At 64.9% G+C, this 24,015-nt stretch carries 25 protein-coding genes; 12 read left to right on the forward strand and 13 right to left on the reverse strand.

What is annotated here, in order from left to right:
- Together H1B27_RS26600 and H1B27_RS26605 are read right to left on the reverse strand one after the other, a co-directional pair.
- Positions 1–217, reverse strand: a 217-nt coding sequence (locus H1B27_RS26600; protein ID WP_376709002.1) for a transposase, incomplete at its 3' end; no start/stop codon positions are given.
- Positions 218–255: 38 nt separating this feature from the next.
- Entirely contained in the window at positions 256–513 is a 258-nt protein-coding gene (locus tag H1B27_RS26605; protein ID WP_197968224.1) for a hypothetical protein, read from the reverse strand.
- Positions 514–569: 56 nt separating this feature from the next.
- Here H1B27_RS26605 and H1B27_RS26610 point away from each other — a divergent pair, with 56 nt between their 5' ends.
- On the forward strand, positions 570–1,460 hold the full coding sequence (locus tag H1B27_RS26610; protein ID WP_376709003.1) for a catalase: 891 nt from the start codon (positions 570–572) through the stop codon (positions 1,458–1,460).
- Between the two features lie 9 nt (positions 1,461–1,469).
- Here the strand turns inward: H1B27_RS26610 and H1B27_RS26615 are convergent, their stop codons facing one another.
- Entirely contained in the window at positions 1,470–2,402 is a 933-nt protein-coding gene (locus H1B27_RS26615; RefSeq protein WP_197968095.1) for a helix-turn-helix domain-containing protein, read from the reverse strand.
- Between the two features lie 410 nt (positions 2,403–2,812).
- Positions 2,813–3,139: a hypothetical protein gene (locus tag H1B27_RS26620; RefSeq protein WP_197968225.1), complete on the reverse strand. Its 327-nt coding sequence runs from the start codon at positions 3,137–3,139 to the stop codon at positions 2,813–2,815.
- Between the two features lie 367 nt (positions 3,140–3,506).
- Here H1B27_RS26620 and H1B27_RS26625 point away from each other — a divergent pair, with 367 nt between their 5' ends.
- From H1B27_RS26625 to H1B27_RS26635, 3 genes are all read left to right on the forward strand, one after another.
- On the forward strand, positions 3,507–3,773 hold the full coding sequence (locus H1B27_RS26625) for a hypothetical protein (RefSeq protein WP_131869778.1): 267 nt from the start codon (positions 3,507–3,509) through the stop codon (positions 3,771–3,773).
- The gene (locus tag H1B27_RS26630; protein ID WP_061877616.1) at positions 3,766–4,062 is read left to right on the forward strand and encodes a hypothetical protein; all 297 of its coding nucleotides are present in this window, start codon (positions 3,766–3,768) and stop codon (positions 4,060–4,062) included. Before H1B27_RS26625 ends, H1B27_RS26630 begins: the two co-directional genes overlap by 8 nt.
- A gap of 122 nt (positions 4,063–4,184) precedes the next feature.
- Positions 4,185–4,475, forward strand: a complete 291-nt coding sequence (locus H1B27_RS26635) for a DUF1488 family protein (RefSeq protein ID WP_061877615.1) — start codon at positions 4,185–4,187, stop codon at positions 4,473–4,475.
- A gap of 88 nt (positions 4,476–4,563) precedes the next feature.
- Here the strand turns inward: H1B27_RS26635 and rpsU are convergent, their stop codons facing one another.
- Positions 4,564–4,839 carry a 30S ribosomal protein S21 gene (gene rpsU / locus H1B27_RS26640; RefSeq protein WP_025038058.1) on the reverse strand — a complete coding sequence of 92 codons (276 nt, stop codon included), beginning with the start codon at positions 4,837–4,839 and terminating at the stop codon, positions 4,564–4,566.
- Positions 4,840–5,277: 438 nt separating this feature from the next.
- On the opposite strand from rpsU, the gene H1B27_RS26645 reads away from it, so the two are divergent.
- From H1B27_RS26645 to H1B27_RS26650, 3 genes are all read left to right on the forward strand, one after another.
- Positions 5,278–5,487 (forward strand): cold-shock protein, encoded by a 210-nt coding sequence (locus tag H1B27_RS26645; protein WP_028181638.1) that lies wholly within the window; start codon positions 5,278–5,280, stop codon positions 5,485–5,487.
- 96 nt (positions 5,488–5,583) lie between these two features.
- Positions 5,584–5,826, forward strand: a complete 243-nt coding sequence (locus H1B27_RS40335) for a transcriptional regulator (protein ID WP_082821951.1) — start codon at positions 5,584–5,586, stop codon at positions 5,824–5,826.
- A 52-nt stretch (positions 5,827–5,878) separates the two neighbouring features.
- On the forward strand, positions 5,879–6,100 hold the full coding sequence (locus tag H1B27_RS26650; RefSeq protein WP_061877614.1) for a hypothetical protein: 222 nt from the start codon (positions 5,879–5,881) through the stop codon (positions 6,098–6,100).
- Positions 6,101–6,475: 375 nt separating this feature from the next.
- On the opposite strand, the gene H1B27_RS26655 is transcribed toward H1B27_RS26650, so the two are convergent.
- The 3 genes from H1B27_RS26655 to H1B27_RS26665 all read right to left on the reverse strand — a co-directional run bounded on the left by H1B27_RS26655 (position 6,476) and on the right by H1B27_RS26665 (position 13,064).
- Positions 6,476–9,061 (reverse strand): EAL domain-containing protein, encoded by a 2,586-nt coding sequence (locus tag H1B27_RS26655; protein WP_197968100.1) that lies wholly within the window; start codon positions 9,059–9,061, stop codon positions 6,476–6,478.
- Positions 9,062–9,219: 158 nt separating this feature from the next.
- Positions 9,220–10,518 (reverse strand): MFS transporter, encoded by a 1,299-nt coding sequence (locus tag H1B27_RS26660; RefSeq protein ID WP_197968102.1) that lies wholly within the window; start codon positions 10,516–10,518, stop codon positions 9,220–9,222.
- A gap of 152 nt (positions 10,519–10,670) precedes the next feature.
- Positions 10,671–13,064, reverse strand: coding sequence for a bifunctional diguanylate cyclase/phosphodiesterase (locus H1B27_RS26665; protein WP_246515730.1), 2,394 nt, complete (start codon positions 13,062–13,064; stop codon positions 10,671–10,673).
- A gap of 326 nt (positions 13,065–13,390) precedes the next feature.
- Between H1B27_RS26665 and H1B27_RS26670 the strand changes: the two genes are divergently transcribed.
- Positions 13,391–14,557, forward strand: a complete 1,167-nt coding sequence (locus H1B27_RS26670) for an ABC transporter substrate-binding protein (protein WP_197968106.1) — start codon at positions 13,391–13,393, stop codon at positions 14,555–14,557.
- A 6-nt stretch (positions 14,558–14,563) separates the two neighbouring features.
- Here H1B27_RS26670 and H1B27_RS26675 read toward each other — a convergent pair whose 3' ends face one another.
- From H1B27_RS26675 to H1B27_RS26685, 3 genes are read right to left on the reverse strand one after another with little or no spacing between them, the layout of a single operon-like run.
- Positions 14,564–15,541: an NAD(P)-dependent oxidoreductase gene (locus H1B27_RS26675; protein ID WP_197968108.1), complete on the reverse strand. Its 978-nt coding sequence runs from the start codon at positions 15,539–15,541 to the stop codon at positions 14,564–14,566.
- A gap of 11 nt (positions 15,542–15,552) precedes the next feature.
- Positions 15,553–17,406 carry a TRAP transporter large permease gene (locus tag H1B27_RS26680; RefSeq protein WP_197968110.1) on the reverse strand — a complete coding sequence of 618 codons (1,854 nt, stop codon included), beginning with the start codon at positions 17,404–17,406 and terminating at the stop codon, positions 15,553–15,555.
- A gap of 7 nt (positions 17,407–17,413) precedes the next feature.
- The gene (locus H1B27_RS26685; RefSeq protein ID WP_197968112.1) at positions 17,414–18,445 is read right to left on the reverse strand and encodes a TRAP transporter substrate-binding protein; all 1,032 of its coding nucleotides are present in this window, start codon (positions 18,443–18,445) and stop codon (positions 17,414–17,416) included.
- Here H1B27_RS26685 and H1B27_RS26690 point away from each other — a divergent pair.
- Complete coding sequence (locus H1B27_RS26690) at positions 18,444–18,758, forward strand: hypothetical protein (protein ID WP_197968114.1); 315 nt, start codon at positions 18,444–18,446, stop codon at positions 18,756–18,758. The two genes, H1B27_RS26685 and H1B27_RS26690, sit on opposite strands and share 2 nt — an antisense overlap.
- 37 nt (positions 18,759–18,795) lie before the next feature.
- Here H1B27_RS26690 and H1B27_RS26695 read toward each other — a convergent pair whose 3' ends face one another.
- Positions 18,796–19,239 carry a DoxX family protein gene (locus H1B27_RS26695; protein ID WP_061877608.1) on the reverse strand — a complete coding sequence of 148 codons (444 nt, stop codon included), beginning with the start codon at positions 19,237–19,239 and terminating at the stop codon, positions 18,796–18,798.
- 95 nt (positions 19,240–19,334) lie between these two features.
- Here H1B27_RS26695 and H1B27_RS26700 point away from each other — a divergent pair, with 95 nt between their 5' ends.
- Together H1B27_RS26700 and H1B27_RS26705 are read left to right on the forward strand one after the other, a co-directional pair.
- On the forward strand, positions 19,335–20,255 hold the full coding sequence (locus tag H1B27_RS26700) for a LysR family transcriptional regulator (RefSeq protein ID WP_197968116.1): 921 nt from the start codon (positions 19,335–19,337) through the stop codon (positions 20,253–20,255).
- Positions 20,256–20,459: 204 nt separating this feature from the next.
- Positions 20,460–21,869, forward strand: a complete 1,410-nt coding sequence (locus H1B27_RS26705) for a caspase family protein (RefSeq protein ID WP_246515731.1) — start codon at positions 20,460–20,462, stop codon at positions 21,867–21,869.
- Between the two features lie 127 nt (positions 21,870–21,996).
- Here the strand turns inward: H1B27_RS26705 and H1B27_RS26710 are convergent, their stop codons facing one another.
- Positions 21,997–23,421, reverse strand: a complete 1,425-nt coding sequence (locus H1B27_RS26710) for an FAD-binding oxidoreductase (protein ID WP_197968126.1) — start codon at positions 23,419–23,421, stop codon at positions 21,997–21,999.
- 85 nt (positions 23,422–23,506) lie between these two features.
- Between H1B27_RS26710 and H1B27_RS26715 the strand changes: the two genes are divergently transcribed.
- Positions 23,507–24,013: a thioesterase family protein gene (locus tag H1B27_RS26715; RefSeq protein ID WP_061877605.1), complete on the forward strand. Its 507-nt coding sequence runs from the start codon at positions 23,507–23,509 to the stop codon at positions 24,011–24,013.
- Positions 24,014–24,015 lie beyond the last annotated feature (2 nt).

Consider the following 24,015-nt stretch of genomic DNA (forward strand, 5'->3'; position numbering starts at 1 on the left):
TCGCGAAGACATACCCTACGATCAACATCCGGATCATCAGCTCCGGATCGATCGACGGGCGACCCATGGACGAATAATGAGGAGCAAGTTCGCTGCGAAGCCAGGATAGATCGAGAGCAGTGTCGATCTTCCGCACCAGATGATCTTCGGGAACTACATCGCTGAGATGAAACTCGTAGAACAGTTGACCTTGGTCACCCTTCAGACGGCCCATCATGGATCGACCTCGTCGCGATTCGCGTCAACACAACGGAATCACGCTTGCTGGCTCGTCTCAACTGACTTTTGCAACAATATCTGCCCATCTGCGACCTGCGAGACCATTCGCTCTTCGGCGTAGGCGGCAGACCGGACATCAGGCGGCCATCGCTTGTTGAGGACATGCCGTAGTCGTGTCTCGAGCGAGCGGCTGGTCCCGAGCCAGCGAGTTGCGAGATTCGTCGCAGGATCGGACAAGGCATGTCCGCTTTGGGAAAGATTTTTCGGCGCGCCCTGCGCCACAAACAAGCCCATCGTTCGAATCCAAAGGTTCGGTTCTGCCTCAGTTCCCGAGCGGCGCAGCCATACCGATGTCCGTTGTCGATGTCCTGAGGGCGGCTGCCGGTCTTCAGCCCAAGGTGCGCGCGAGCTTTTGCTGGGGCCGATGCGTTCGCGGCACCTATGCCCCCTCGGATCAGGCCAAGGAGATCACCAGGTCCCGCAGCTTCACCATGCCCTCCCGGGTGCTGGCGCGTTTCTCGGCGGACGGCGTCTCCGCGAACGCGGTCGACATCGACGGGTGCTCGCTGCGCGGCTTCAGCTTCCGGCTCGGCAGCGGCGATCAGCTCTCCGATATCGTCACCCAGAGCGTCCCGGTTCATTTCGCCAGAACGCTCGACCAGATGCTGGCTTTCCTGCAAGCGCGCATGCCGGGACCGGACGGCAAGCCGGACATGGCTCGAGTCGAGGCATTCTCCGCCGCCAATCCGGAGACGCTGCGTCAGGCAAGCTATCTTGCCGCGAATCCGCCGCCGGCAAGCCTCGCCTACACGACCTATTGGGGCGTGCACGCCTTTCCCGCAACGAATGCGAGGGGTGAGACACGGTTCATCAAGTTCAAGGTCGCGCCGGTGGGCGACGAACGCAGGCCGAGCGAGCACGCCGCCACGGCCAAGTCCACCGGCTTGCTGCGCGATCTCGACTCCCGGATCGCGGCGCGCGATGTCAGGTTCAGCGTGATGGCGCTGCTGGACCGTCCCGGCGATCCCGTCATGGACGTGACCATCCGTTGGCCCGACGAGGATGGACGCGAGGCGGTGCGCCTCGGAACGATCGTGATAACGGGCACTGAACCAAACGGAGCGTGCGAGGCGTCGGTGTTCAATCCAGCCAATCTTGCCGAAGGCATCGGCCATCCGCCGGACGAGATATTTGCGGCGCGGCGCGACGCCTACGCCATCTCCCAGACCGAGCGCCGCTGAACGGTGGGATCACGTTTCGCCGTCCGGCACGCCCTGCGCCTCACGGCGCCACATTCCCGGGCTGATGCCGACCACCGAGGAAAACACCCGGGTGAAGTGGCTCTGATTGGCGAACCCGGCCGATATCGCGATCTCCGCCAGCGACAGGTCGCGCACCGTCATCAATTGCTTGGCCGTGTCCACGCGCTGGCGCAGCAGCCATTGGTGCGGCGGCAGGCCGGTCGAGACGCGAAATGCGCGCGAAAAATGACTGACCGAGAGATCGAACTCGGCTGCGATCTTCTCCAGCGAAAGCTTTCCGCGGAGATCGGACTCCAGCCTTTCGCAAGCCCGCTTCACCTGCCAGGGGGCAAGGCCGCCGCGCGCCGGCTCGGCGGCGCGCCGCAATCCGCCGTAGGTCGTCGCAACATGTGCGGTGAGCGCGAGCATCATGTGGTCGATGAAGAGCTGGTTGGCCTCTTCGGGCTGCCGCAACGCCGCCAGGAACGACGCGCCGAGATGACGGATGGTCATATCGTCGTGGCCGACGCCGGGCTGATAGGCGAGCTCACCGATCCGCGGCGCGCCGCTTTGCCTCGCCATGTCGTCCAATGCCGAACGGGGCAGATGGAAGAACAGAGAATGGAAGGGCTTGTCGATCACGTAGCGCGGATCGCGTTTCAGGTCGTAGAGATAAGTGGCACCGGCGCGGATATCGCGCTTGGTCACGCATCGGCCGTGCTCCCAGCACTCACAATCGGCGAAATCACGGAATTTGAGGCTGACGAGATAGGCGTCCTCCGAGGGCATCGACTCGGAGAGACGCGGAATCGGATGGTCATCCCGTGTCTCGGTGACGGCGAGCTCGGCGCTGCGCAGCGAACGCGTGACCAGCGTTGGCGGCGCATCCCTCAAATGCAAGAACCGTTCGAGCTTCTGCGCGAAGGCGCGCGCCTGTGCCATGGCGTGTGTCTCAATAATGTGAGAAGCCTGGGGAGCGGAGGCGCCACACCAGATCCACGCAATTATCCGACATCGGCAACCGACGGTCCAGATTTACGCGTTGGAACGCCAGCCGTGTGACCGCTCGCCGCAGCTATCGTTCACAAGATGTTTTCACATGAGATTTCAACGGATTCTGATGCCTCTCGCACGATCTCCGTTCAGTGCCTCGACTACTCGTCGTCCGCCCATCGTGCATTTGTGAAAGCGTGCGCCTGCTTGGAACATCCGTGACCGGCCGATCGATGCCGGCCGACAGCTTCTTGCGCGCGATCACGGTTGCGGCGTCGGACGGGATCGGCGTCGCATCAGAACCTGTGCCTTCAATCGCCGCGCGGCATATTTGTCGCGCTTCAAATGCGGTCCCCTCGCTACTTCTTCTTCGCAGGTCCGAAATCCGGCTGCCAAGCGGCTTCCTTGCGGGACGGCGCCGCGGCGATCACCTTGGCTTTGTCCTTCTTCGGTTTCTTGGCTTCGCGGTTGCCGCGTTGCTGGCCCTTTGCCATGTCGCTCTCCCTTGCTGGTTTGAGTTCGTCGAATTCACTCGGCTGCAGGACCCGGCCGCGCGGGGTACAGACCCTGACGTCCATGTAGCCCTCGCGCAGCAGTTTTTCCGCAAGACGCAACGCGACCGCCGCAGTTCCCCGGCCGAGATTAGAGCTGCCGTATTCGTTGGTTCCACAGACCAGATACGGCACGCGTATTGTCCTAGCCATTGAGGACCACGGCTCCGCACACGAGAAGCAGAAGAAACAGCGGAACGATCACCGGCGGCACGATCCATTCCGAAATGCGATCACCCGACATCGAACGCTCCAGCGCAGCCTTCGGCGGGAGCACATTTGCCCACAGTCACCGGTCGAAGCCGTCGAGACGCGCGGTGATGGTTGCGAGCCTACGCCCGCGCCGAACCAATAGCGAGCGTTAAGTGCCTTCTGTCGTCGCACCGCGACGTGACCGTTCGCCCGTAAGGACACGATAGTGCTGGCTATTGCCGTGCCAAAGGCGCATGCTCGCAGCAGCCGGCACCGGTTGGGGCTTCACTTGCGAAAGGCAGGCGTGCGCATGACCATCCGCTCGCGGCGAGAGACCGTCACCTTCAGGCATCCGTTCCACATCCGCGGCATCGAGCGCATCTTGCCGGCCGGCGCCTATGAGGTCGTCACCGACGAGGAGACGATCGAAGGCCTGACCTTCGCCGCCTATCGCCGGGTCGCCACGATGATCACCGTGCCCGCCGAAGGTGGGGGCGGTACCATGGAGATGCTGTCGATCGGCTCTGTCGATCTTGCGAATGCGCAAGCTGCAGACGCGAGCATCGCCAATGACTGACCAGCCGGTCGATCTCGACAAGCGTCGTGGCATGGCCGCGCAAAAGGCCACCGACCTGCGCCGCGCGCTGGCAGAGGTCGAGGCCCATGTCAGAGAGCTGCGCGAGCGCGAGGCCGATCTCGAACACCGCATGATGACGGTTCCCGCTGCGTCCTGGCCGGAGGCCGCTGTGAAGGCGCGCCATCTGCTCAACCTCTATGCTGCGGGCCTGCCGGCCGAGGACACGCGCCATCGCGCGCTCGTCTCGGCGCTGTTCGACGATTTCGCCCGGCTGTCCGGAGAGGGCTGAGCGAGGGCCACCTGCATTCTCGACGTGCATATTCGGCGGGAGCCGGGAAGCGGGCGCGCGGTACCAGTCAATGATTGGAGGGCGCGAACTCGCAAGGAAGCCAACACGTAACGGAGTGAGCCATGACACTGACCAGCACACTGACCAGCGGTCGCTTTATCGACCACGAATACGACCGGATGATCGTCCGGTTCTCGATGCATGACGGCGCCCGGGAGATTCCTTGCGCGATCTCGACCTCAGCGATGGATGATCTCGAGCACGGTGCACACGTCAAGCCCGAGCAGCGGGAAGCCCAATTCGCCCGTCTACGCGATCGCATCGAAGCATGCGCCGAGAGCAAATATCGCGCCACCGAGTTCGAAGGCACCCCGCCGGGCATCGTGCTTCGAGGCATCGATTTCAGGCCATAAGGAAGACAGCCGCCGGGACAGCCGGGCCCGGCTTTTCTGCGACCTCAGCGGTGGCGCGCCGTCATGATATCCGGAATCAAGATCGCTTCTACTCCGGCCTTGCTTTGATCTCCGGCAGGGGCGGCTTGCGCTCGAAGGGCTTCTTCTTCGGTGGCGCGGGCAGCAATCCCTCCCTGATCGCCTGCTTCCGGGCGAGCTTGCGGGCGCGGCGAATGGCCTCGGATTTCTCGCGGGTCTTTCTCTCGGACGGCTTTTCGTAGGAACGGCGCTGCTTCATTTCCCGGAAGACGCCCTCGCGCTGCATCTTCTTCTTGAGAACACGGAGTGCCTGCTCAACGTTGTTGTCTCTGACGAGTACGTGCAATTTGTTCCTCCTGGCCCGGGCTGCGAATGCGACACGTCCTGCAGGGCAGCCAATTGCGCAGGAGCTTCATTGCGAATTTTTGAGGATAGTGATGGCGACATCGTCGCGGCTTCGGACGAGCCGATCTGCCTGTCACGGCGAGCACCTTGGTGACGTCAACGTGACCACTGTCGCGCGGCGCTGTCAATCGATAACGTCCTGCTTGAAGCTCGACGGACACACGCAAAGCGCCTCGACGGACCGGAGGAAGTGGCCTGCAGAAAACAAACCGGCTTCGCTCCTTGCAAAACCGCGAAAATCATATATGTTGAGGCCGTTCGATTAGCCGCTGTGCCTTGTTGAATGCGCCCGCGGGCTCCTTTTCCAATGTCATCGACGAAGTTGAAGATAGCTGCGTGATTGTCGCGCGGGATGCGCTTGTGCGCTTTGGAGAAGAGAATGACGACAGGTACAGTCAAGTGGTTCAATGGCCAAAAGGGCTTCGGTTTCATCCAGCCGAGCGATGGCGGCAACGATGTGTTCGTTCACATCAGCGCGGTTGAACGCGCTGGTCTTGCTGGTCTCGGCGAGGGCCAAAAGGTCAATTTCGAGATCAAGACCGACAAGATGCGAGGCAAAGTCAGCGCTGAGAACCTCTCGCTGGCCTGATATCGTGGCGCCGTTTCACGGATGTACTGAAACGGTTGCTTCGCCCGCTCAATCCCGGGATTGAGCGGGTTTGGCCGTTGCGGATCCGGGTGAACGATGAGCACCAAGAAACCGGTAGAGCCGTCACCCGAAAGCATTGCGCGTTCCGATCGCAAGCGCCTCGCCGCTGAAGAGGGAGCCCGGGCATTGGCAGACGTCGAAAGACAAGCCATCGAGGTTCGCAAGAACATGGCGCGGCTTCGAGAGGTGCGCGAGGCGAAGGAAGCGGCTGACGACGCGCTTCGAACAGCTTTGCCGGCGCCTACACTGAAGAGGCGTTCAAGAAAGCCGGCGCGATAGTCGACTTCAACGCCGCCGGCCAAACTTGAAGTGCCGATCTCATTGCCGGAGAGTGCAGATCGTGCCTAGAATCAAACCAGACCACGGAACCATCACCTTCTTCCTCGCATCCGGCGCAAACCGCCAGATGTGCCGGCTTGCCACGACATTCAACACCCAGAAGCAGGCCTTCAGCTATCTGCAGAAGCACCGAACGGAGTTCGAGCGTATGGCGCGGGCGCGCCTTGCTTCAGGGGAGCTCGAAGACGGGATTGTCGTGCTTCCGATGCTCTAAAGCATGATCGGGAAAAGTGCGCGGCGGTTTCCGAGGATTCACCATCCCAGATGTCAAAGTAGAACAGCGGCACTCAATTCGTCTTCTCGGATTGGCTTCGTCGTTCAGCTTCCCTCGCCAACCGTTCAGCCTTGAGTCGTTCACGATTTGCGTGGAAGGTCTGTTCCGCCTTCTCGTAATCGGTCGCGGGCTTCGTCACGGTCTGCTTGAAGAGACTGTTCGCCTCCTTCGCCGCATGCGATTGGGAATACCGTCTCATCGCTTGTCCTCCATATCGCTGGTGGTTCGAACTGCTTCGGTATCGGCGACGTCCTGGTGCCCAGCCTTATGCGGTTTGATGCGTTCCTATCGGCCGGAAATATCGCTCGAAGGCAGCTACGCCGACCGCTTCACCGCATCCTCGCCCGCCGGCGTGATATCAAGCCGCCGCAGCATCGCGCTCGCCTGCTCGGCGCAGTGGTCGATCAGCCAGCGCTCGAAGGCGACAGGAGGCAGCGCGGGTGAATAGAGGAAGCCCTGGACGATGTCGCAGCCGAGCTCGGCCAGCGTCCTGCGCTGCCCCTCGGTCTCGACGCCCTCGGCGACCACGGTCATGCCGAGGCCCTGACCGACGCGGACCACGGCGGTCGCGATCGCGAGCGCGCCCGGGTCTTTCTCGATGTCGCGCATGAAACTGCGGTCGATCTTCAATTCGCGGATCGGCAGATGCGCGAGCCGGCTCAGGCTGGAATAGCCGGTGCCGAAATCGTCCACCGAGAGGCCGACGCCGAGCTCGCGGATCGCGTTCATCGTCTCCAGCGCTGCGACGCCGTCCTGCATGAACGCGCCTTCGGTAATCTCCAGCATCAGCGCGTCCGGCGGCAGATCGTATTCGGCCAGGATGTCCTTCAGCCGCGCCGCCAGCGCGACGTTGCGGAAATTTATCGGCGACAGGTTCACCGAGACGCAGGGAATGTTGAGCCCGGCGTGGCGCCAGCTCGCGATCTGCCGGCAGGCCTCGCGCACAGACCACAGGCCGATCTGCTCGATCAGGCCGCATTCCTCGGCGAGCGGGATGAACTTTGCCGGCGAGACGTCGCCGAGCACGGCATCGCGCCAGCGCGCCAGCGCTTCGACGCCATGGATCGCGCCGTCGCAGCTGCGGATCTGCGGCTGGTAGCTGAGACTCAGTGCGCCTTCCGCGATCGCGCGGCGCAGTGCCGCGATCAGGGCCAGCCGCTGCTCGGCGAGCACGTTCATCTCGGCACTGAAGATGCGATGGGTCGAGCGTCCGGCCTGCTTGGCCATGTACATGGCGGCGTCCGCCTGCTGCATCAAGGTGTCGATATCGGTGGCGTGATCGGGGTAGAGGCTGATGCCGATGCTGGCAGACATCGGCATCAGCTTCGACCCGAGCCGGAGCGGGCGCGCCAGAGCTTCGGCGATATCGGCCGCGACGCGCTCGGCGCTCTCGACGTTGCGTTGCGGCAGCAGGATGACGAACTCGTCGCCGCCGAGCCGACCCAGCATGTCGCCGGGACCGATATGCTCGCGCAGGCGTTGCGCGAGCTGGACCAGGAGCTCGTCGCCGGCCGCGTGACCAAGCGTATCGTTGACGTCCTTGAAATGATCGACGTCGAGGAAGGCCAGCGCGACATGGCTGCTGGTCGGGCAGGCATCGATGGCCGTGGTGATCAGGTGCCGCAACTGGGCCCGATTGGGCAGGCCGGTGAGGATGTCGTGATAGGCAAGCCGCGCGATCTCGGCGCGCGCCTCCTTGCGCTCGATCGCGAAGGCGCCGAGGTTGACGCAGGCCTCGACGATGCGCCGGTGCCAATTGCTCGGCGCGCGCGGCTCGCGATAGTAAAAGGCGAAGGTCGCGATGACGCGGCCGTCCTTGGCCTTGACCGGGGTCGACCAGCACGCACGCAGGCCGATCGCGAGCGGCATCGCCTTGTAGGGCTGCCAGCGCGGATCCGTGTCGAGGTCGGTCGCCAGAACCGGTGTACCGTAGAAGGCCGCGGTGCCGCAGGAGCCGACATTGGGGCCGATCGCGATGCCGTCCAGCGCGCGGGAATAGTCCTCAGGCAGGCTGGGACCGCCGAGCGGATGGATCAGGCCGGCGGCATCGACGTGAAGCAGCGAACAGACCACGTCGGGCGCGATCTCCTCGACGCGGCGGCACAGCCGGTCGGCAATCTCGCCGATCGGCACCTCGTCGGCGAGCGCGCTCATGATGAGCTGCTGAAGCGAGCGCAGCTGCTTGGTCTCGGTGATATCCTCGAGCAACGCGAAGATATGCTTGACCCGGCCCTTGCTGTCGCGGAACGTGTCGATCCGGGCGGAGACCCAGATCTCCTCGCCGTCCTTGTCGTAGACGAGCAGCTCGGCCTCGCCGCGATGTCCGCCACGCATCAGGCGCCTGACGAGGTTCGCGAGGGCCTTGCGGTCAGTGTGACGACCGGCAACGAGCCCGTCGGCGCTGCGACCTACGGCCTCCTCGCTGGTGTAGCCGAACAGCGCCGTGAACGCCGAATTGACGTAGACGATGTTCTGCCCGACGTCGGTGATGATCACCGCGCGGTTGGTCTGGTCGGCAACGGCGTGGAGAAGCGCGATCCTGACGCGCCGATCCGCATCAAGAGTGACGTCGCGAGCGAACACGATGCGATGGGTCGCGCCGCCAATCGTCGTTGATGACATCGACACCAGCGCCTTGATGCGGCTGCCGTCGCGCCGCACGAGGCTGATCTCCTCGCGGAACTCCGCGGTCGCGCCGGCCTCGAGACATTTGAGGGTGAGCACTGCGGCGTTGCGGCCGAGCACTTCGGTCGCAGCGAGCTTCCAGATCCGCTCCGCGGCAGGGTTGAAGTGCGTGATGCGATGCGCGTCATCGACGATGACGACGCCATCCTCGGCGCGTGCGAGTGCGGCGCGCAGCACGTCCGGCATTTCGGTCGTGGGACAATCGGAGGCGGACATCGTTGGAACCGGACGGCGTCGGGAAGAAGTGGTACTGAACCGACGCTAGTGCTCCGATGGTGTCCAAGACGTTTTTGCGGGCCCGTGGTGTCACGCCAAGACGCGATATGCTTAACGCTCTCCGAAGAGGAAACGTCCAATGCGATGCTTGAGACAACCTACCGCGCAATACCGCCGGGGAGCTTGTGCAGCCGGCCGGCGACGGCCCGCACCTTGCGCGGCGCGGCCCGCCAGATCGAGAGCGCCGACAATCCGCTCATGACGATCGCGATGGCAAAGGCAAGCGTGTAGTCGCCGGCACGATCATAGAGGAAGCCCGTCACCCACGGTCCTGCCGCACCACCGGCCAGCGCCGCCAGCATGATCGTGCCGAAGATGCTGCCCTGGTGCCTTCCCTGGAAAATCTCGAACACCACCGCCCCCATGATCGAGGTGAGACCGTAGCCGAGCGCGCCTTGCGTGAGGACCATCAGGTAAACCAGCCACAGCGACGGCTGGAACTTCAGCGCCATCAGCGCCGCAAAACAGATCGCAAAGCCCGCGCAGCTGATCGCCCACACCCATTCTCGCCCGATCCGGTCAGAGACATGGCCGAGCAGGATCTGGCCGGGAATTCCGAGCAGGCTGACGATGCCGAGTGCCCACACCGCAACATTGGCGCTGAAGCCGATGTCGAGCAGGAATTTGGTCTGATGCACCTGCACCGCGTACCAGATGTAAAGGCCGCAGAAATAGCCCAGCGCAATCCACCAGAAGCGCGCGGTCGCGACGGCGCGTTTCAGCGTCCAGTCGGTACTGACCCAGACGGCGTCGACCACATTGGAGATCGGTTTTGGAGCGCCTGCGGCCGGGGCGGCATCGCCGTCCGGCTGAAGGCCGATGTCCTCGGGGCGCTTGCGCAGCAATAGATTGATCGGCGCCAGCACGATCAGGACGAGCAGTCCCATCGCGGTGCAGGCGGTGCGCCACCCGGTCTGCTCGATCAGGTGCTGCACCCAGGGCAGCAGCGTCACCGAGCCGATGCCGACGCCGGCGAAGGCGATACCGATGGCGAAGCCGCGCTTGCGGATGAACCAGTTCGGCAGGAACAGCGACTGGCCGGAATAGCCGAGGCACACCGAGCCTGCACCAACCATGACGCCGATGGTGACATAGAGATGCCACGGCGCGCTGGTCAGCGGTGCCAGCAGCAGCCCGCCGCCCATCAGCACGATGCCGAGCTCCATCACCGCGCGCGGCCCGGCGCGATCCATCAGGCGGCCGATCAGCGGGCTGACCACGCCCGACACCACAAAGCCGAAGGAGAAGGCGCCCGCCGTGACGCCGCGCTCCCAGCCGAACTCGGAGATGATGGGCGGAAAGAACAGCGAAAAGGCGGTACGCGCGTTGACGCCGATGGCCATGGTGACGAAGGTCACGGCGACCACCACCCAGCCGTAGAAGAACGGAAGCCGCATGTTGTGCTTGTTTCATCCCTAGACGTTCCTTCGGATCATCCGGGGATGCTCTGGTCAAGCGCTTTTTCGCGCATGCCCGCTGAGCGAGGACGAGGCTTCCACGGCGTCGGACCGGACTTCGTCCCGGCCATCCACACCTCGCCGAGGCGCGTTCAGGCGGCGTCGCGCCGCGACGGCTTGGCCTGCTCGTCGAACTGGATCCCTTCGATCGGTTGCGGCCTGCCCAACAGATAGCCTTGCGCGAAATTGACGCCGAGCACCTTCAGCCGCTCGAACTCCTCGCACGTCTCGACGCCCTCGGCCGTGACCGACATGTCCAGCCCGCGCGCCAGTGTCACGATCGCGGAGATGATGGCGGAGCTGCGCGGCTGATGCGTGAGGTTGCGGATGAACGACTTGTCGATCTTGATCTTGTCGAACGGGAACGCGGTCAGGTAGCTGAGCGACGAATAGCCGGTGCCGAAATCGTCGAGCGCCAGCTCGATCCCGATGCTCTTCAGCCGCTCCATGAAGGCGTGGTTCTCGACCGCGCGCTCCAGCAGCACGGATTCCGTGATCTCGATCTCCAGCCTCTGCGGCGGCAGGCCGGAATCGGCGAGCGCCGCGCAGATCATGTCGAACAGCTCGGCCTCCTTGAACTGGATCGGCGACAAGTTGACGGCGACCATGAGATCGGAGGGCCAGCCGGCGGCGTCAGCGCAGGCGCGCCGCAGCACGAATTCGCCGAGCGGCACGATCAGACCGGTCTCTTCCGCTAGCGAGATGAACTGGTCCGGCGGGATCAGCCCGCGCGTCGGATGCCGCCAGCGCACCAGCGCCTCGAAGCCGCGCCGTACGCCACTGAGGGCATCGACGAACGGCTGATAGTGCACCTCCAGCTGGCACTGTGCGATGGCGTCGCGCAGATCTCCTTCCAGCGTATTGCGGGCCTCCAGCTCGGCCGACATCGCCTCGTCGTAGATGGTGAAGCAGTTGCGGCCCGCCGATTTCGAACGATAAAGCGCGAGGTCGGCTTTCTTCAGGAGCTGCTCCTGATCGCTGCCGTGATCCGGCGAGATCGCGATGCCGATGCTGGTGCCGATCTCGACGCGGTGTCCCGGCAGCAGGAAAGGTCTGCTCACGAGCTTGGCGATCTGCGCCGCCAGCTCGGTCGAGCAGGCGCGCTGGTCCTCGCAGGCTTCCTGGATGATGGCGAATTCGTCGCCGCCGAGCCGCGCCAGCACGTCGTTCGCGCGCATCGCGGATTTCAACCGCTGCGCCACCTGGCGCAGCAGCGCATCGCCGGCTGCGTGACCGAGGGAGTCGTTGACGTTCTTGAAGCGGTCGAGGTCGAGCATCAGGATCGCGAAGGGCAGACCCGTCACGCCGGATTGCCGGTGCATCTCGTCGAGCCGGGTGAGGAAGTAGGCGCGGTTCGGCAGTCCGGTGAGTATGTCGGTCTGGGCAAGTTCGAGCACCCGCCGGTTCGCCTGCGACAGCCGCCGCGAATTGCGGCTCGCGAGCATCAGATAGGTCGACAGCGACATCGTCAGCAGCATGCCGACGATCAGCACCGCGCCGGCGCGATCGTAAGTCGTCGCCAGCGGACCGCCGGCGGTTGGAACCGCCCGCACCTGCCAGGCGGTATCGCCGATCTTGAGACTGCCCGACCAGTGCACGGCCTGTGCGATGTCCCGCATCGAATGCGGCGCGGTGGCGGCCGACGAGTAGTCCGGCAGCGCTTCCTCTTCGTTGGCGACCTGCGCCGCGAAGGGCGGGTACACGTTCATGCTGACTGCCGGGCTTGCTCCGGTGGTCACGCGAATGGACTGGATCAGCAGCGGCAGGTCGAAGATGCCGACCACGAAACCGGCGAGATTGCGGCGCCGGTCCGCGATCTCCTCGCGCGACGTGCCCTTGGCGTAGACGGGAATGGCGACGAGAACGTCGGGCACCCGGCTGCCCCCCTGCTTCGGCTCGAAGAGGCGGGTGCGAATGGCTGCGACGCGATCGTTGTCGCGCGCGCGCTGCAGCAGCGCCCGGCGCTCCGGAACGGTCGCGTAGTCCATGCCGTAGACCGACGAGGTCTTCGGCTGAGTCGAGTAGAACACCGGAAAATATTCGTCGCCCTGCGTTGCGGTGACGAATCTCTCACCCTGCAGCGACTTGATCCGATAGCCGGACACGCCGTCGGCGATCGCCGCAGCTTCGTATTCGGCGCGCTCCTTGCTGTTGACGCGCGGCAACCAGGCAAGGCGCAGCATGCCGGGATGGCGCTCGAACAGGCGGGCGCTGAAGGTCTCGAATTCGCTGCGAGTGACTTCGTCGCTGGTCGATTCGAACAGCGTGCGCAGCGCGAGAAGCCGTGAGATATACTCGTTCATGCCGTTCTGCATGACGATCGACTGGGTCTCGGCCGCGTTCTCGAACTCGCCCCGGTTGACGCGATCCTCCCACCGCGCCACGGCGGCAGCGCCCACGATCGAGAACAGCAGGCCGATGCCGACCGCCACGAGCGCAGGGCGATAAAGCCCGAGCAGCGGCGCGGCACGCCACCATCCGCTCATATGCCTCCGATCCTGATCGTTCTGATCGCGACCGCCCATCTTGATCTGCAAGTCCCCATCGGTACGGCGGCACGAACTTCTGGTTGAGCCGCCGGCGCGACTATCGGACCAGGATCGGGGTTAAGAACTGCCCAATTTCGCAAACCGCACCGCCGCGCATCGCGCGGCTTAGTTAACGATTGCCCAGAAAGTTCCGGCAGAGTGGCAGTAACTTGCCGATTTTGCCCGGAGTCTTACGGACCGTCGACGCGGCACAAATTAGCGTCCTGTTCAGCCCGCAGGATTTATCGTCTCCGCAACCCATCCTGTATTCGGCAAGCATCCTCATGTCACGATCGCCGTTCGCGACCTACGTCGGCTTGACCATCGCATTGTTGGCCGCAGCGATGCTTTCCGCCAAGGGCGACGAAGTCGGCGTCGGCGAGGACGCGATCCTGTTCGGTCAGGCGGCAGCGCTCGAGGGCCCCTCCTCCGCGCTCGGACAGCGCATGCGGCAAGGCATCGTCGCGGCCTTCACCGAGATCAACGCCAAGGGCGGCGTCCACGGCCGCAAGCTCCAGCTCATCAGCCGCGACGACGGCTACGACCCCGATCGTTCGGTGACGCAGACGCTGCGCCTGATCGAGGACGACAAGGTGTTCGCGCTGATCGGCGCGGTCGGCACGCCGACTGCCATCGCGACAATTCCGATCACCAGCACCAGGAACATTCCCTTCATCGGCCCCTTCACCGGCGCCGAATTCCTCCGCGACCTCGAGCTTCCCAACGTCGTCAACATCCGCGCGAGCTACGGCGCGGAGGCCGAGGCCTGGGTCAAGCACCTCACCGAGGATCGCCGCTTCACCCGCATCGGCATCTTCTACCAGGACGATTCCTTCGGCCGCGACGGCCTCCTCGGCGTCAAGCGGGCGCTTGCGAGGCGCGGCCTCGAACTCGCCGCCGAGGGCACTTTCGAGCGCAATACCCGCGCTGTCGCCGCGGCCTTGCGGATGATCAAGCGAGCCGAGCCCGAAGCCGTCGTCATGGTCGGGACCTACGGCCCCTGCGCCGAATTCATCAAGCTCGCGCGCCGCAGCGGCTTCTCTCCGACCTTCGTCAACGTCTCCTTCGTCGGCGCCAACGCGCTCGCCGGGGAGCTTGGCCCGGACGGCGAAGGCGTCGTCGTCTCGCAGGTCGTGCCTTTTCCCTGGGACCGCTCGCTCAAGCTCGTCGCCGACTACCAGAGGGCGCAGCAGGCGTTCGATCCGACGCTGACGCCGGACTTCGTGTCGCTCGAAGGCTATATCTCCGGTCGCCTCGCGGCCGCGGCGCTGGAAAGGGCCGGACCGCAGCCGACGCGCGCGAGCCTATTGCGCACCATCAACGATATCGGCCGTTTCGACATCAGCGGCACCATCGTCACCGTCGGCCCGCGCATGATCGATACGCCGCCGAAGGTGTTTTTGACGGTGATCCAGAAGGACGGATCGTTCAGGGCGGTGGATCGGCTGTAGGGCCCTTCACGGCCGCCGCATCCAGCGGTCGGCGTTGACCGCACCTGGCGGCACCTCGCCTTTGACGATGGCCTCGACTTGCCGCACGGTTTCCAGCGACTGATATTCGATCGCCTGCGGCGTCAGCCCGCCGACATGCGGCGTGGCGATCACATTGGGCAGCTTCGCCAGCTCGGGCGTCGGCATCTGGTCGGGTGCGCGGCCGACATCCATCGCCGCGCCGGCGATGCGGCCCCCGCGCAGTGCGCGCGCCAGTGCGGCTTCGTCGACGAGATTGCCGCGCGAGAGATTGACGAAGACTGCACGCCTCTGCATGCGCGACAGCGCCGCTTCGCCGATCAGGTTCTCGGTCTGCTCGTTGGCAATGGCGAGGCAAACGACGTAGTCCGATGCGGCGAGCAGCTCGTCGAGACCGACCTGGCGGATGGCGCTGTCGCTGACGTTCGCGAAGGGATCGGCGACCAGCACCTCCATGCGCAGCACCTTTGCCACTTCGGCAAGATAGCGCCCGATGCTGCCATAGCCGATGATGCCGATTCGGCTGCCGGCGAGCTGGCGGCCCATCCGCGCCTCCGCCTTGCGACCGGCCTGATAGTCGGCAGTGGTCCGCGACACCCCGCGGGAGAGATCGACCATGAAGCCGAGCGCGAGCTCGGCCACCGCCTGCACGAAGCCGGGTCCGGCGCGGGTCACGAGCACGCCGGCCTCCGAGGCCGCTTCGACGTTGACGTTGCGGATGTCGACGGCGCAGCGGACGAAGGCTCGCAGGTGCGGCAATTGCGCAAAGATCTCGCCGCAGCCCTCGGTCATGCGATCGGCGACGATGATGTCTGCCTCTTTGGCGGCGCGTACGAGGCCGGCTGCGTCCAGCGGGTCATCGCCCTCGTGCAGGATCACCTCGGCGGCCGCGCGCAGGCCGTTCAGGCTGCGATCACCATAGTAATTGCGCCGCATCTCCGGCGTGTGAGCCAGCAGGACCTTCACGGCAGCCCCCTTCAGTAGCCGAATGCCCGCGGCAGCGCGGTCGAGAGCCACGGCACGAAGGCGATGACGAGCAGGCAGAGGAACAAGAGACCGAGATAGCCCATGATCGGCTTCACGGTCTGCTCGATCGGCACGTTGCCGATCAGGCAGGCGCCGTAGAGGCCAAGTCCCAGCGGCGGCGCGAACAGGCCGATGCCCATGGCGATGACGAGCACGACGCCGAAATGAAGGGGATCGACGCCGAGCTGCACGGCGACCGGCAGCAGCAGCGGCCCGAAGATGATCAGGGCGGCCGCGCCTTCCAGCACCGAGCCCATCACGATCAGCACTGCGATCGCCAAGAGGATGAACAGCCAGACGCCCGAGGTCTTGGACAGGCCGAGCATGAAGTCGCCGACCGCATGCGGCACCTGCTGCAAGGTCAGCATGAACGCCAGCGACTGCGCGGCGGCGACTATGAACAGCACCAGGCCTGCGCGCGTCGCCGCCTGCACGAAACTGTGCGCGGCCGATTTAAAGCCGAGCTCGCGGAACACCACGCTGCCGACGACGAGCGCATAGGCCACCGCGAAGGCCGAGATCTCGGTCGCGGTGGCAAAGCCGCTCTTGAAGCCGAAGAAAATCATGAAGATCAGGCCGAACGAGGCGATCGCGCCGCTCCACAGACCCGACACCGGCATTTGCGGCTCGACATCCTCCGCCTCCGCCGGCCGCGTGCCGAAGATGATGGACACCGCGATCAGCACCAGCGCCATCAGCGCCGACGGCAAGAGACCCGCCACGAACAGGCCGCCGATCGAAAGGTTCGCCACGAAGCCGAGGATGATCAGGTTGATGCAGGGTGGAATGGTCTCCGCCATCACTGCGGAGGCTGCGAGCAGCGCCACTGCGCCGCCGGGGTTCTGCTTCGAGCGTCGCGCCGCCGGGATCAGCACCGAACCGACCGCGGCGACGTCGGCCATCTTCGAGCCGGAGATGCCGGAGAACAGCACCATCGAGGCCACCATCACAACGTTCAGCCCACCGCGCATCCGGCCCACGGCGCGCTGCAGCAACTCGATCAGCCGCACCGACATGCCGTTGGCTTCCATGAGATAGCCGACCAGGATGAAGAAGGGGATCGCGAGCAGCACGAAGTTGTCGATGCCGCGTGCCATCTGCTGCGCGAAGATGACGCCGGGCAGCGCGCCCTCGACCCAGATGAAGATCAGTGCGGCGAGCGCCAACGCAAATCCGATCGGCAAGCCGCCGAACAGGGTAGCGAAGAAGCCGATCAGCATCAGCATGCCCGCCGACGGCACCGACGACGGCGACAGATAATCCCAGGCGAGATAGAGGCCGGTCACCGCGATGATGGCAACAAGGCCCCTGACGATCTCGGGGAACGGCCTCGCGCAGAGATGATCAATCGCGAACACCGTCATGAACAGCGCGCCGATGCCCATCGGATAGAAGGTCAGCTCCAGCGGCAGGCCGGAGCCGGTGGTCTGCCCCGACGTCAGCGAGCCCAGCTTGATGGCGTTGTAGGCGACATAGCCGGAGATCACCACGATCAGCAGCGCGCTGGCGGCATCGACCAGTGTGCGCAGCCGCACCGGCAAGAGATCGCGGAAGAACGACACACCGATATTCTCGCCGCGCGCGAGCGCGCTCGCCGCGCCGAAGAAGGCCGAGCCGACCATCAGTCCGCGAGCAACGTCGTCGGACCATTCGACCGGCGCGTTCAAAAAGAAGCGCAGCAGCACGGAGGCGCACACCACCACGAGATCGGCGGCCAGCAGAATGGCCGCGATCGCATCGCTGAGCCGAAGCAGCAGCACGATGCTGCCGTTGCGGCCGCCCGAGAGGGGCACGGCGACTGTCATCGCCATATCAGGCTTGCGTCGCGCGGATGATGTCGATGACGGCCTTGGAGCCAGGCCGCGCCTTGATGAAGTTCTTGGTCTGCGGCTCCACGCGTTTCTTGAACGCCTCGCGGTCGCATTCGGCGACCGTCACGCCCTTCTCAGTCAACGCCGCAAGCGCCTCCTTCTCGACCGCGAGTCCATGGGCACGGGTGTCGGCCGCGGCCTTCTTGGCGGCATCGAGGAAACCCTCGCGCAGCTTCGGATCCATGCGATTGTAGGTCATGTCGCTGAAGTAGATCGCGAGCGGCGAGAAATTGTGCTGCGTCAGCGCGTAGAACTTCGCCGTTTCGAAGAACTTGCTGGCCAGGATGGTCGGCGGGTCGTGCTCGAGCCCATCCAGCACGCCGGCCTGCAAGGCCGTGTAGATCTCGCCGAAGGCAAGCGGCGTAGCGGCCGCGCCCATCAGGCGCAGGCATTCGGTGATGACGGGATTTGGCAGGGTGCGGATCTTGAGGCCGGCAAGATCCTCCGGCGTCTTCACCGGCTTCTTCCCCAGCACGCTGCGAGAGCCGAAATTGTAGGCCCAGGCGATGATGCGGATGTTGCCGCCCTTGAGCAGCGCATCCTCGATCGGCCTGGCGGCGCCGGCCTCGAACGCCTTGGTCTGCTGCGGGAAGCTCGAGAACAGAAAGCCGAGGTCGAAGGTGCCGACCAGCGGCACCAGATTGGCCGAGATCGACGAACCCGACACCATGAGGTCGATGACGCCGAGCTTCACCGAATTGATGACGTCGATCTCCTGACCGAGCTGATTGTCGGGAAAGAAGGCGACCTCGATCTGCTCGCCGAGGCCGTTACCCTTCAGATTCTTGATCAGGTTGTCGTAGTAGACGCGGCCATTGGCGTATTTGGGATCGTTCGGCAGCGAGGAGGAGCACTTCAGCTTCAGCGTCGCAGCTTCGGCTCGGCCGATGATAGCGGGGGAGAGCACAATGCCGGCGGTGACCGCCGCCGATGACTTGATGAACGCGCGACGGTTCACGGGCACGATGGTCATGGTGCGGCTTCTCCCTGCTCTTTTTCTTCGCCACGATCGTTGCCGCAGCCTGTTGCGCGGACTGTATGGCCAAAGCGACGGCACAGGCAAGGGATGCGGCCGGCAACGTCGCGATGACACGAGCGACGGGCGCTCCGCGGAAATCGCGACGGAACGCCTCCGTTTGTCGGTGTTTTCGCACATGCCGCACGGCAGCGACGAGACCTGCCATGCAGGATTGGGGGAGATCGATCCAATTCAGGTATGGATCGATGCTGAACGCAGATTGATCGGATTGCAACGAAGCAAACGACGAAAGCCGCGGGCATCGTGATCCCGCGGCTCCAGAGGCTTGAGCGAATGCGGTGACGTCAGCGCGAATGTGCGCCGCTGAGCTGGCCGCCCGCCGCCGCGACATCGCGCGAGGGACGCAGCGCGTAGGCGCCGTCGCCGAGCAGGGCCTGCGCCGCGAGCGCGATTGCCCAGAAGGCGGGGAATTCCCAGCCGCCCTTGGGATTGGTGAAGAAAAAGCCGGCCGCGCCGTGCACCGTGAAGATCGCGCCGAGCAGGATCGGGATTCCTGCCAGCGCCGCATAGCGGGTCCAGACGCCGAGGATCAGCGCGACACCGCTGAGCACTTCCACGGTCATAATGAGATAGGCGAGCTCGGGCGGAAAGCCGAGGCTACCGAAGAACTTTGCGGTACCAGCCGGCGTGAACACGAACAGCTTCAGGCTGGCATGAGCCAGGAACAGCGCGCCCAGGGTCACGCGCAGCACCAGCGCGGCGTAAGGGGCGGTACGGGAATCGATCATGGCGGTCTCCTTTGCGCCTCAAGATGATCTATTCTCATATCGGTGATAATCTGGTATTTTTGAAATATACTTCACACCAACAGAGCGAGATCGGCTTGCTTGACCGCCTGACCAGCCTGGAGGTCTTCGCGAAGGTTGCCGCGGCCGGCAGCCTCTCCGGCGCGGCCCGGGCCATGGGGCTGTCGCAGACCATGGTGACCAAGCATGTCGCCTCGCTGGAGGCGCGGCTCGGCACAAAACTGTTCCACCGCACCACGCGGCGGCTCTCCATCACCGAAGCCGGACGGAGCTATCTGGAATCCGCCGAGCGCATTCTCGCCGACATGGAGGCCGCCGACTCGGCGATCTCGCGTGAACGCGTCGAGCCGCGCGGGCTGCTGCGGGTCAACGTCCCCGTCGTGTTCGGTACGAGGCAGATTGCGCCTGCAATCGCGGAGTTCTCGGCAGTCCATCCCGAGGTCACCGTCGAGCTCGGTCTCAACGATCGCCTCGTCGACCTCGCCGAGGAAGGCTGGGACCTCGCGATCCGCATCGGCAGCTTGCGCGACTCCAGCATGGTGGCCCGAAAGCTCGCGCCGAACCGCCTCGTGGTCTGTGCCGCAACTTCCTATCTTGCCAGGCACGGCACACCGCGCACCGTCGCCGACCTCGCCCGGCACAATTGCCTCGGCTACACGCTTTCGCAGCAGGCGAGCGCGGCGGAATGGCTGTTCGGCGTCGAGGGCGAGATCCGCGTCCAGGTCAGCGGCACCTTGCGTGCCAACAATGGCGATGCGCTGCGCGCGGCGACGCTGGCCGGCCTCGGCCTTGCGCGACAACCCACCTTCATCATCGCCGACGATTTGCGCTCAGGCGCGCTCGTCGCGCTCCCGCTCGACCAGCCAGAGATCCAGACGTCGGCCGTGCATGCGGTCTATCTGCCCGATCGCCGCCCGCCGGCCAAGGTGCGCGCCTTCATCGACTTTCTCGCCGCGCGCTTTGCGCCGGTGACGCCCTGGGACCGCGGACTGCCGTGACGGCGCACGGCCTGAGGCGCAGCTCCGGCCAGATCCACTGCCCGATTTGTCGCCCGCGTAACGTGATCCAGCGCACAGACGCTCTCATGGCGCGGACTTAGGAAAAGTGACATCATCGTGCGCATTGCCGTTGGAGGTGACATCATGCGCCGTCCAGTCTTTTCGAATTTTCTTCTTGCGTCCGGTCTTCTCGCCCTTGCTCAATTGGCGACTCCCACGGACGCGGCCGCCGAAACGCGGCTTGCGCTGGTGATCGGCCAATCGGCCTATCGCACCGTGCCGGAGCTGCCCAACGCCGCCAACGATGCCAAAGGCATGACGGAGCTGCTCGGCAATGCGGGCTTCACCGTCACCACCGCGGCCAACCTGTCGCAGAACGAGATGCGCGCGGCGATTTCGGATTTCGCCGGCAAGGTCGGTGCCAGCGGCGCCGATACCGTCGCACTGGTGTTCTATGCCGGCCATGGCCTGCAGATCGACGGCGAGAATTACCTGGTGCCGGTTGATCTCGACCCCAAGCGCGAGGCCGACATTCCGCTCCAGGGCGTGCGGCTGAACGACCTGCTCAACACGCTCGGCGCGCTGCCGACGCGGGCGCGCATCTTCATGCTCGATGCCTGCCGCAACAATCCGTTCCCCGCGCTCAGCGGCGCCGGCCACGGACTTGCGATCGTCGACACCAAGGCCGGCGCGCCCGGCTCCTTCATCTCCTATTCGACCTCGCCCGGCGCCGAAGCCGAGGACGGCAACGGCATCGACAGCCCCTACACCGCGGCCGTGCTGACGGTTGCCAAGCAGCCCAATCTGGCAATCGAGGAAATGTTCAAGCGCATCCGCGTCGCCGTGGCGCAATCGACCGACGGCCGGCAGATCCCCTGGGAGAGTTCGTCGCTGACCACCGACTTCAGGTTCTTCGGCGAGAGCAGCGGCAGCACGCCCGCTCTTCCCGGCGCATCCGCGATGGCGCTCGCCGGCGGCACGCGCAGCCTCGAAGACTGGCGCAAGGAATTACGAGGCAAGCCTGCCATGGTCGCCTATGAACTCGTGATCACCGAGGACACGGTGCCCGCTTATCAGGCCTATATCGAACTCTACGCACAGGACGCCCGCACGCCGCGCCTGCGCACCGTGCTCGAGCGGCGGCGGCAGATGCTGGCCTGGGAGCGCGCGACCGCGATCAACACACGCGCCTCGTTCGAGGCCTATCTGGCGAACTGGGACAACAGCGATCTCGCGGCAACCGCGCGCCGGCTGCTGCTCCGCGTGCAGAACCGCAACTACGCCTTGCCCGTGGCCGCCACGGCGACGCCCGTCGCGGTCGCGATGGCGCCGACCTGCCCGTGCTCGACGCCGTCGCCGGCGACGCCTGTCAATCCGAGCGTTCCGCCCACCATCAAGAAACGCGTCGACACCCCACCGAAGCGCAAGGTGGTCGAGACGCCACCGAAGCCGCGTCGGCCGCCACCGCCCGACGAAGTGGTCGTCTACGAGCGTGCCCCGCCGCCCCCGCCCGCAGCCGTGGGTGTCGGCATCGGAATCGGAATTGGCATGGGCCGCGGCGGCTACGGCGGTGGCTATGGCGGCTCGGCACGCGGCGACTACCGCAGGTATTGAACCGATCCGGCATGAACTCGCACCGGACCGCGCCCATCGCGCGGGCCGCATCTATTGCGCCAGTGCCGGGACAATCGCGCTGAACGGCTTCCCGCATCCAGCCGGCCTGGATCGCGCGGACTGTGCGCTAGGCCTCCGGCACGATCTTGCCGGGGTTGAAGATGTTGAGCGGATCGAGCGCCTTCTTCAACGCCCGCATCGCATCGAGCGCCTCGGAGCCGAGCTCGGCCTTGAGATATTTCTGCTTGCCCTGTCCGATGCCGTGCTCACCGGTGCAGGTGCCGTCCATCGCCTGCGCGCGCTCGACCAGCCGATGCATGAACTCCTCGCCGCGTGCCATCTCGTCGGCATCGTTGGTGTCGCAGACCAGCGAGCAGTGGAAATTGCCGTCGCCGACATGGCCGACGATCGGCGACAGCAAATTGAGGCGCTCGAGATCCTGCTCGGTCTCGCTGACACAATCGGCGAGCCGCGAAATCGGCACGCAGACGTCGGTCGCAACCACGCCGATGCTGTCGCCGGGCCGCAACGCCTTCACCGACCAATAGGCGTCGTGCCGCGCCTGCCAGAGCTTCGTGCGGTCCTCGGGCTTGGTGGTCCAGGAGAAATCGCCGCCGCCGCAGTCCCTTGCGATCTCGCCGAACGCTTTCGACTGCTCGCCGACCTCGATCTCGCTGCCGTGGAATTCCATCAGCAGCAGCGGCGTCTCCGGCAGCGTCAGCTTGGAATAGGCATTGCAGGCTTTCACCTGCGCGGCATTGAGCAGCTCGATGCGCGCGACGGGAATGCCGGTCTGGATCGCCAGGATCACGGCCTGACAGGCGCCGTGCACGGTCTCGAACGACACCGCGCCGGCCGCGATTGTCTCGGGGATGCCGCGCAGGCGAATGGTCAATTCCGAGATGATGCCGAGCGTGCCCTCGGCGCCGACGAAGAGATGCGTGAGGTCGTAGCCGGCCGACGACTTCTTCGCGCGCGTGCCGGTGGTGATGATCTCGCCGTCGCCGCGCACCACTTTCAGCGCCAGCACGCTGTCGCGCATGGTGCCGTAGCGCACCGCATTGGTGCCGGAGGCGCGGGTCGAGGCCATGCCGCCGAGCGAAGCATCCGCGCCGGGATCGATCGGGAAGAACAGGCCCTGGTCGCGCAGATGCTCGTTCAGCGCCTTGCGGGTGACGCCGGGCTGGATCACGCAGTCGAGGTCTTCGGCATGCACCGCCAGCACCTTGTTCATGTCGCGCAGGTCGATCGAGATGCCGCCCGCGGGCGCGTTGACCTGGCCCTCGAGCGAGGTGCCGGTGCCGAAGGCAATGACCGGCACGCGGCTTTTCGCGCAGATCCGCACCACGTCCTGGATGTCGGCGGTCTCCTGCGCCATCACCACGCCGTCCGGCGGCTGGTTGGGGATCCATGTGGTGGTATGGCCGTGCTGCTCGCGCACGGCCTGCGAGGTGATGAGGCGGTTGCCGAAGCGTGCGGCAAGCTGCTCCAGCGTGCTCGCGAGGGCTTTCGGCTCCGGCCGCGGCGGATTATTGGTGATGGTCGTACCCACGGAATTCCTCCCGAAAGAAGAACCGTGGCAAAGGACATAAAACCGGTCAAGTCAAGCGACCGGACGCATAGCTTGGGAAGGAAACATGCCGGAGACTGCCGCCTCAAGGCCCGAAGCCGCGCCGTTCCGCGCCTCGATCATGCAGATCGAGCCGCAATGGATCGACTATAACGGCCATCTCAACATGGCCTATTACAACGTGATGTTCGACCGCGCGATCGACCAGCTCTGGCTGGAGCTCGGGATCGGACCGACCTACATGAAGGAGCGCGGCGGCTCGACCTTCACGGCCGAATGCCACGTGCGGTATCTCCGGGAAATCCATTTGGGCGATCCCGTGCAGATCCTCGTCTGGCTGCTCGAGGCCGACGACAAGCGGCTGCACACGTTCGAGGAGATGCGGCACGCGACCGAGGGCTGGCTGTCGGCCACGTCCGAGAACATGTCGCTGCACATGGACATGAATGCACGACGCGTTGCGCCGTTTCCGCCGGATATTCGCGAGCGCATCGCTGCGGTCACAAGGGCCCACAGCGCGGTAGCACGCCCCGAGGGCATCGGCCGGAACGTGGCGATGCCCTCGAAGCGATAAGC

It is taken from the genome of Bradyrhizobium diversitatis (assembly GCF_016031635.1).
GTDB classification, from domain to species: Bacteria; Pseudomonadota; Alphaproteobacteria; order Rhizobiales; family Xanthobacteraceae; genus Bradyrhizobium; species Bradyrhizobium diversitatis.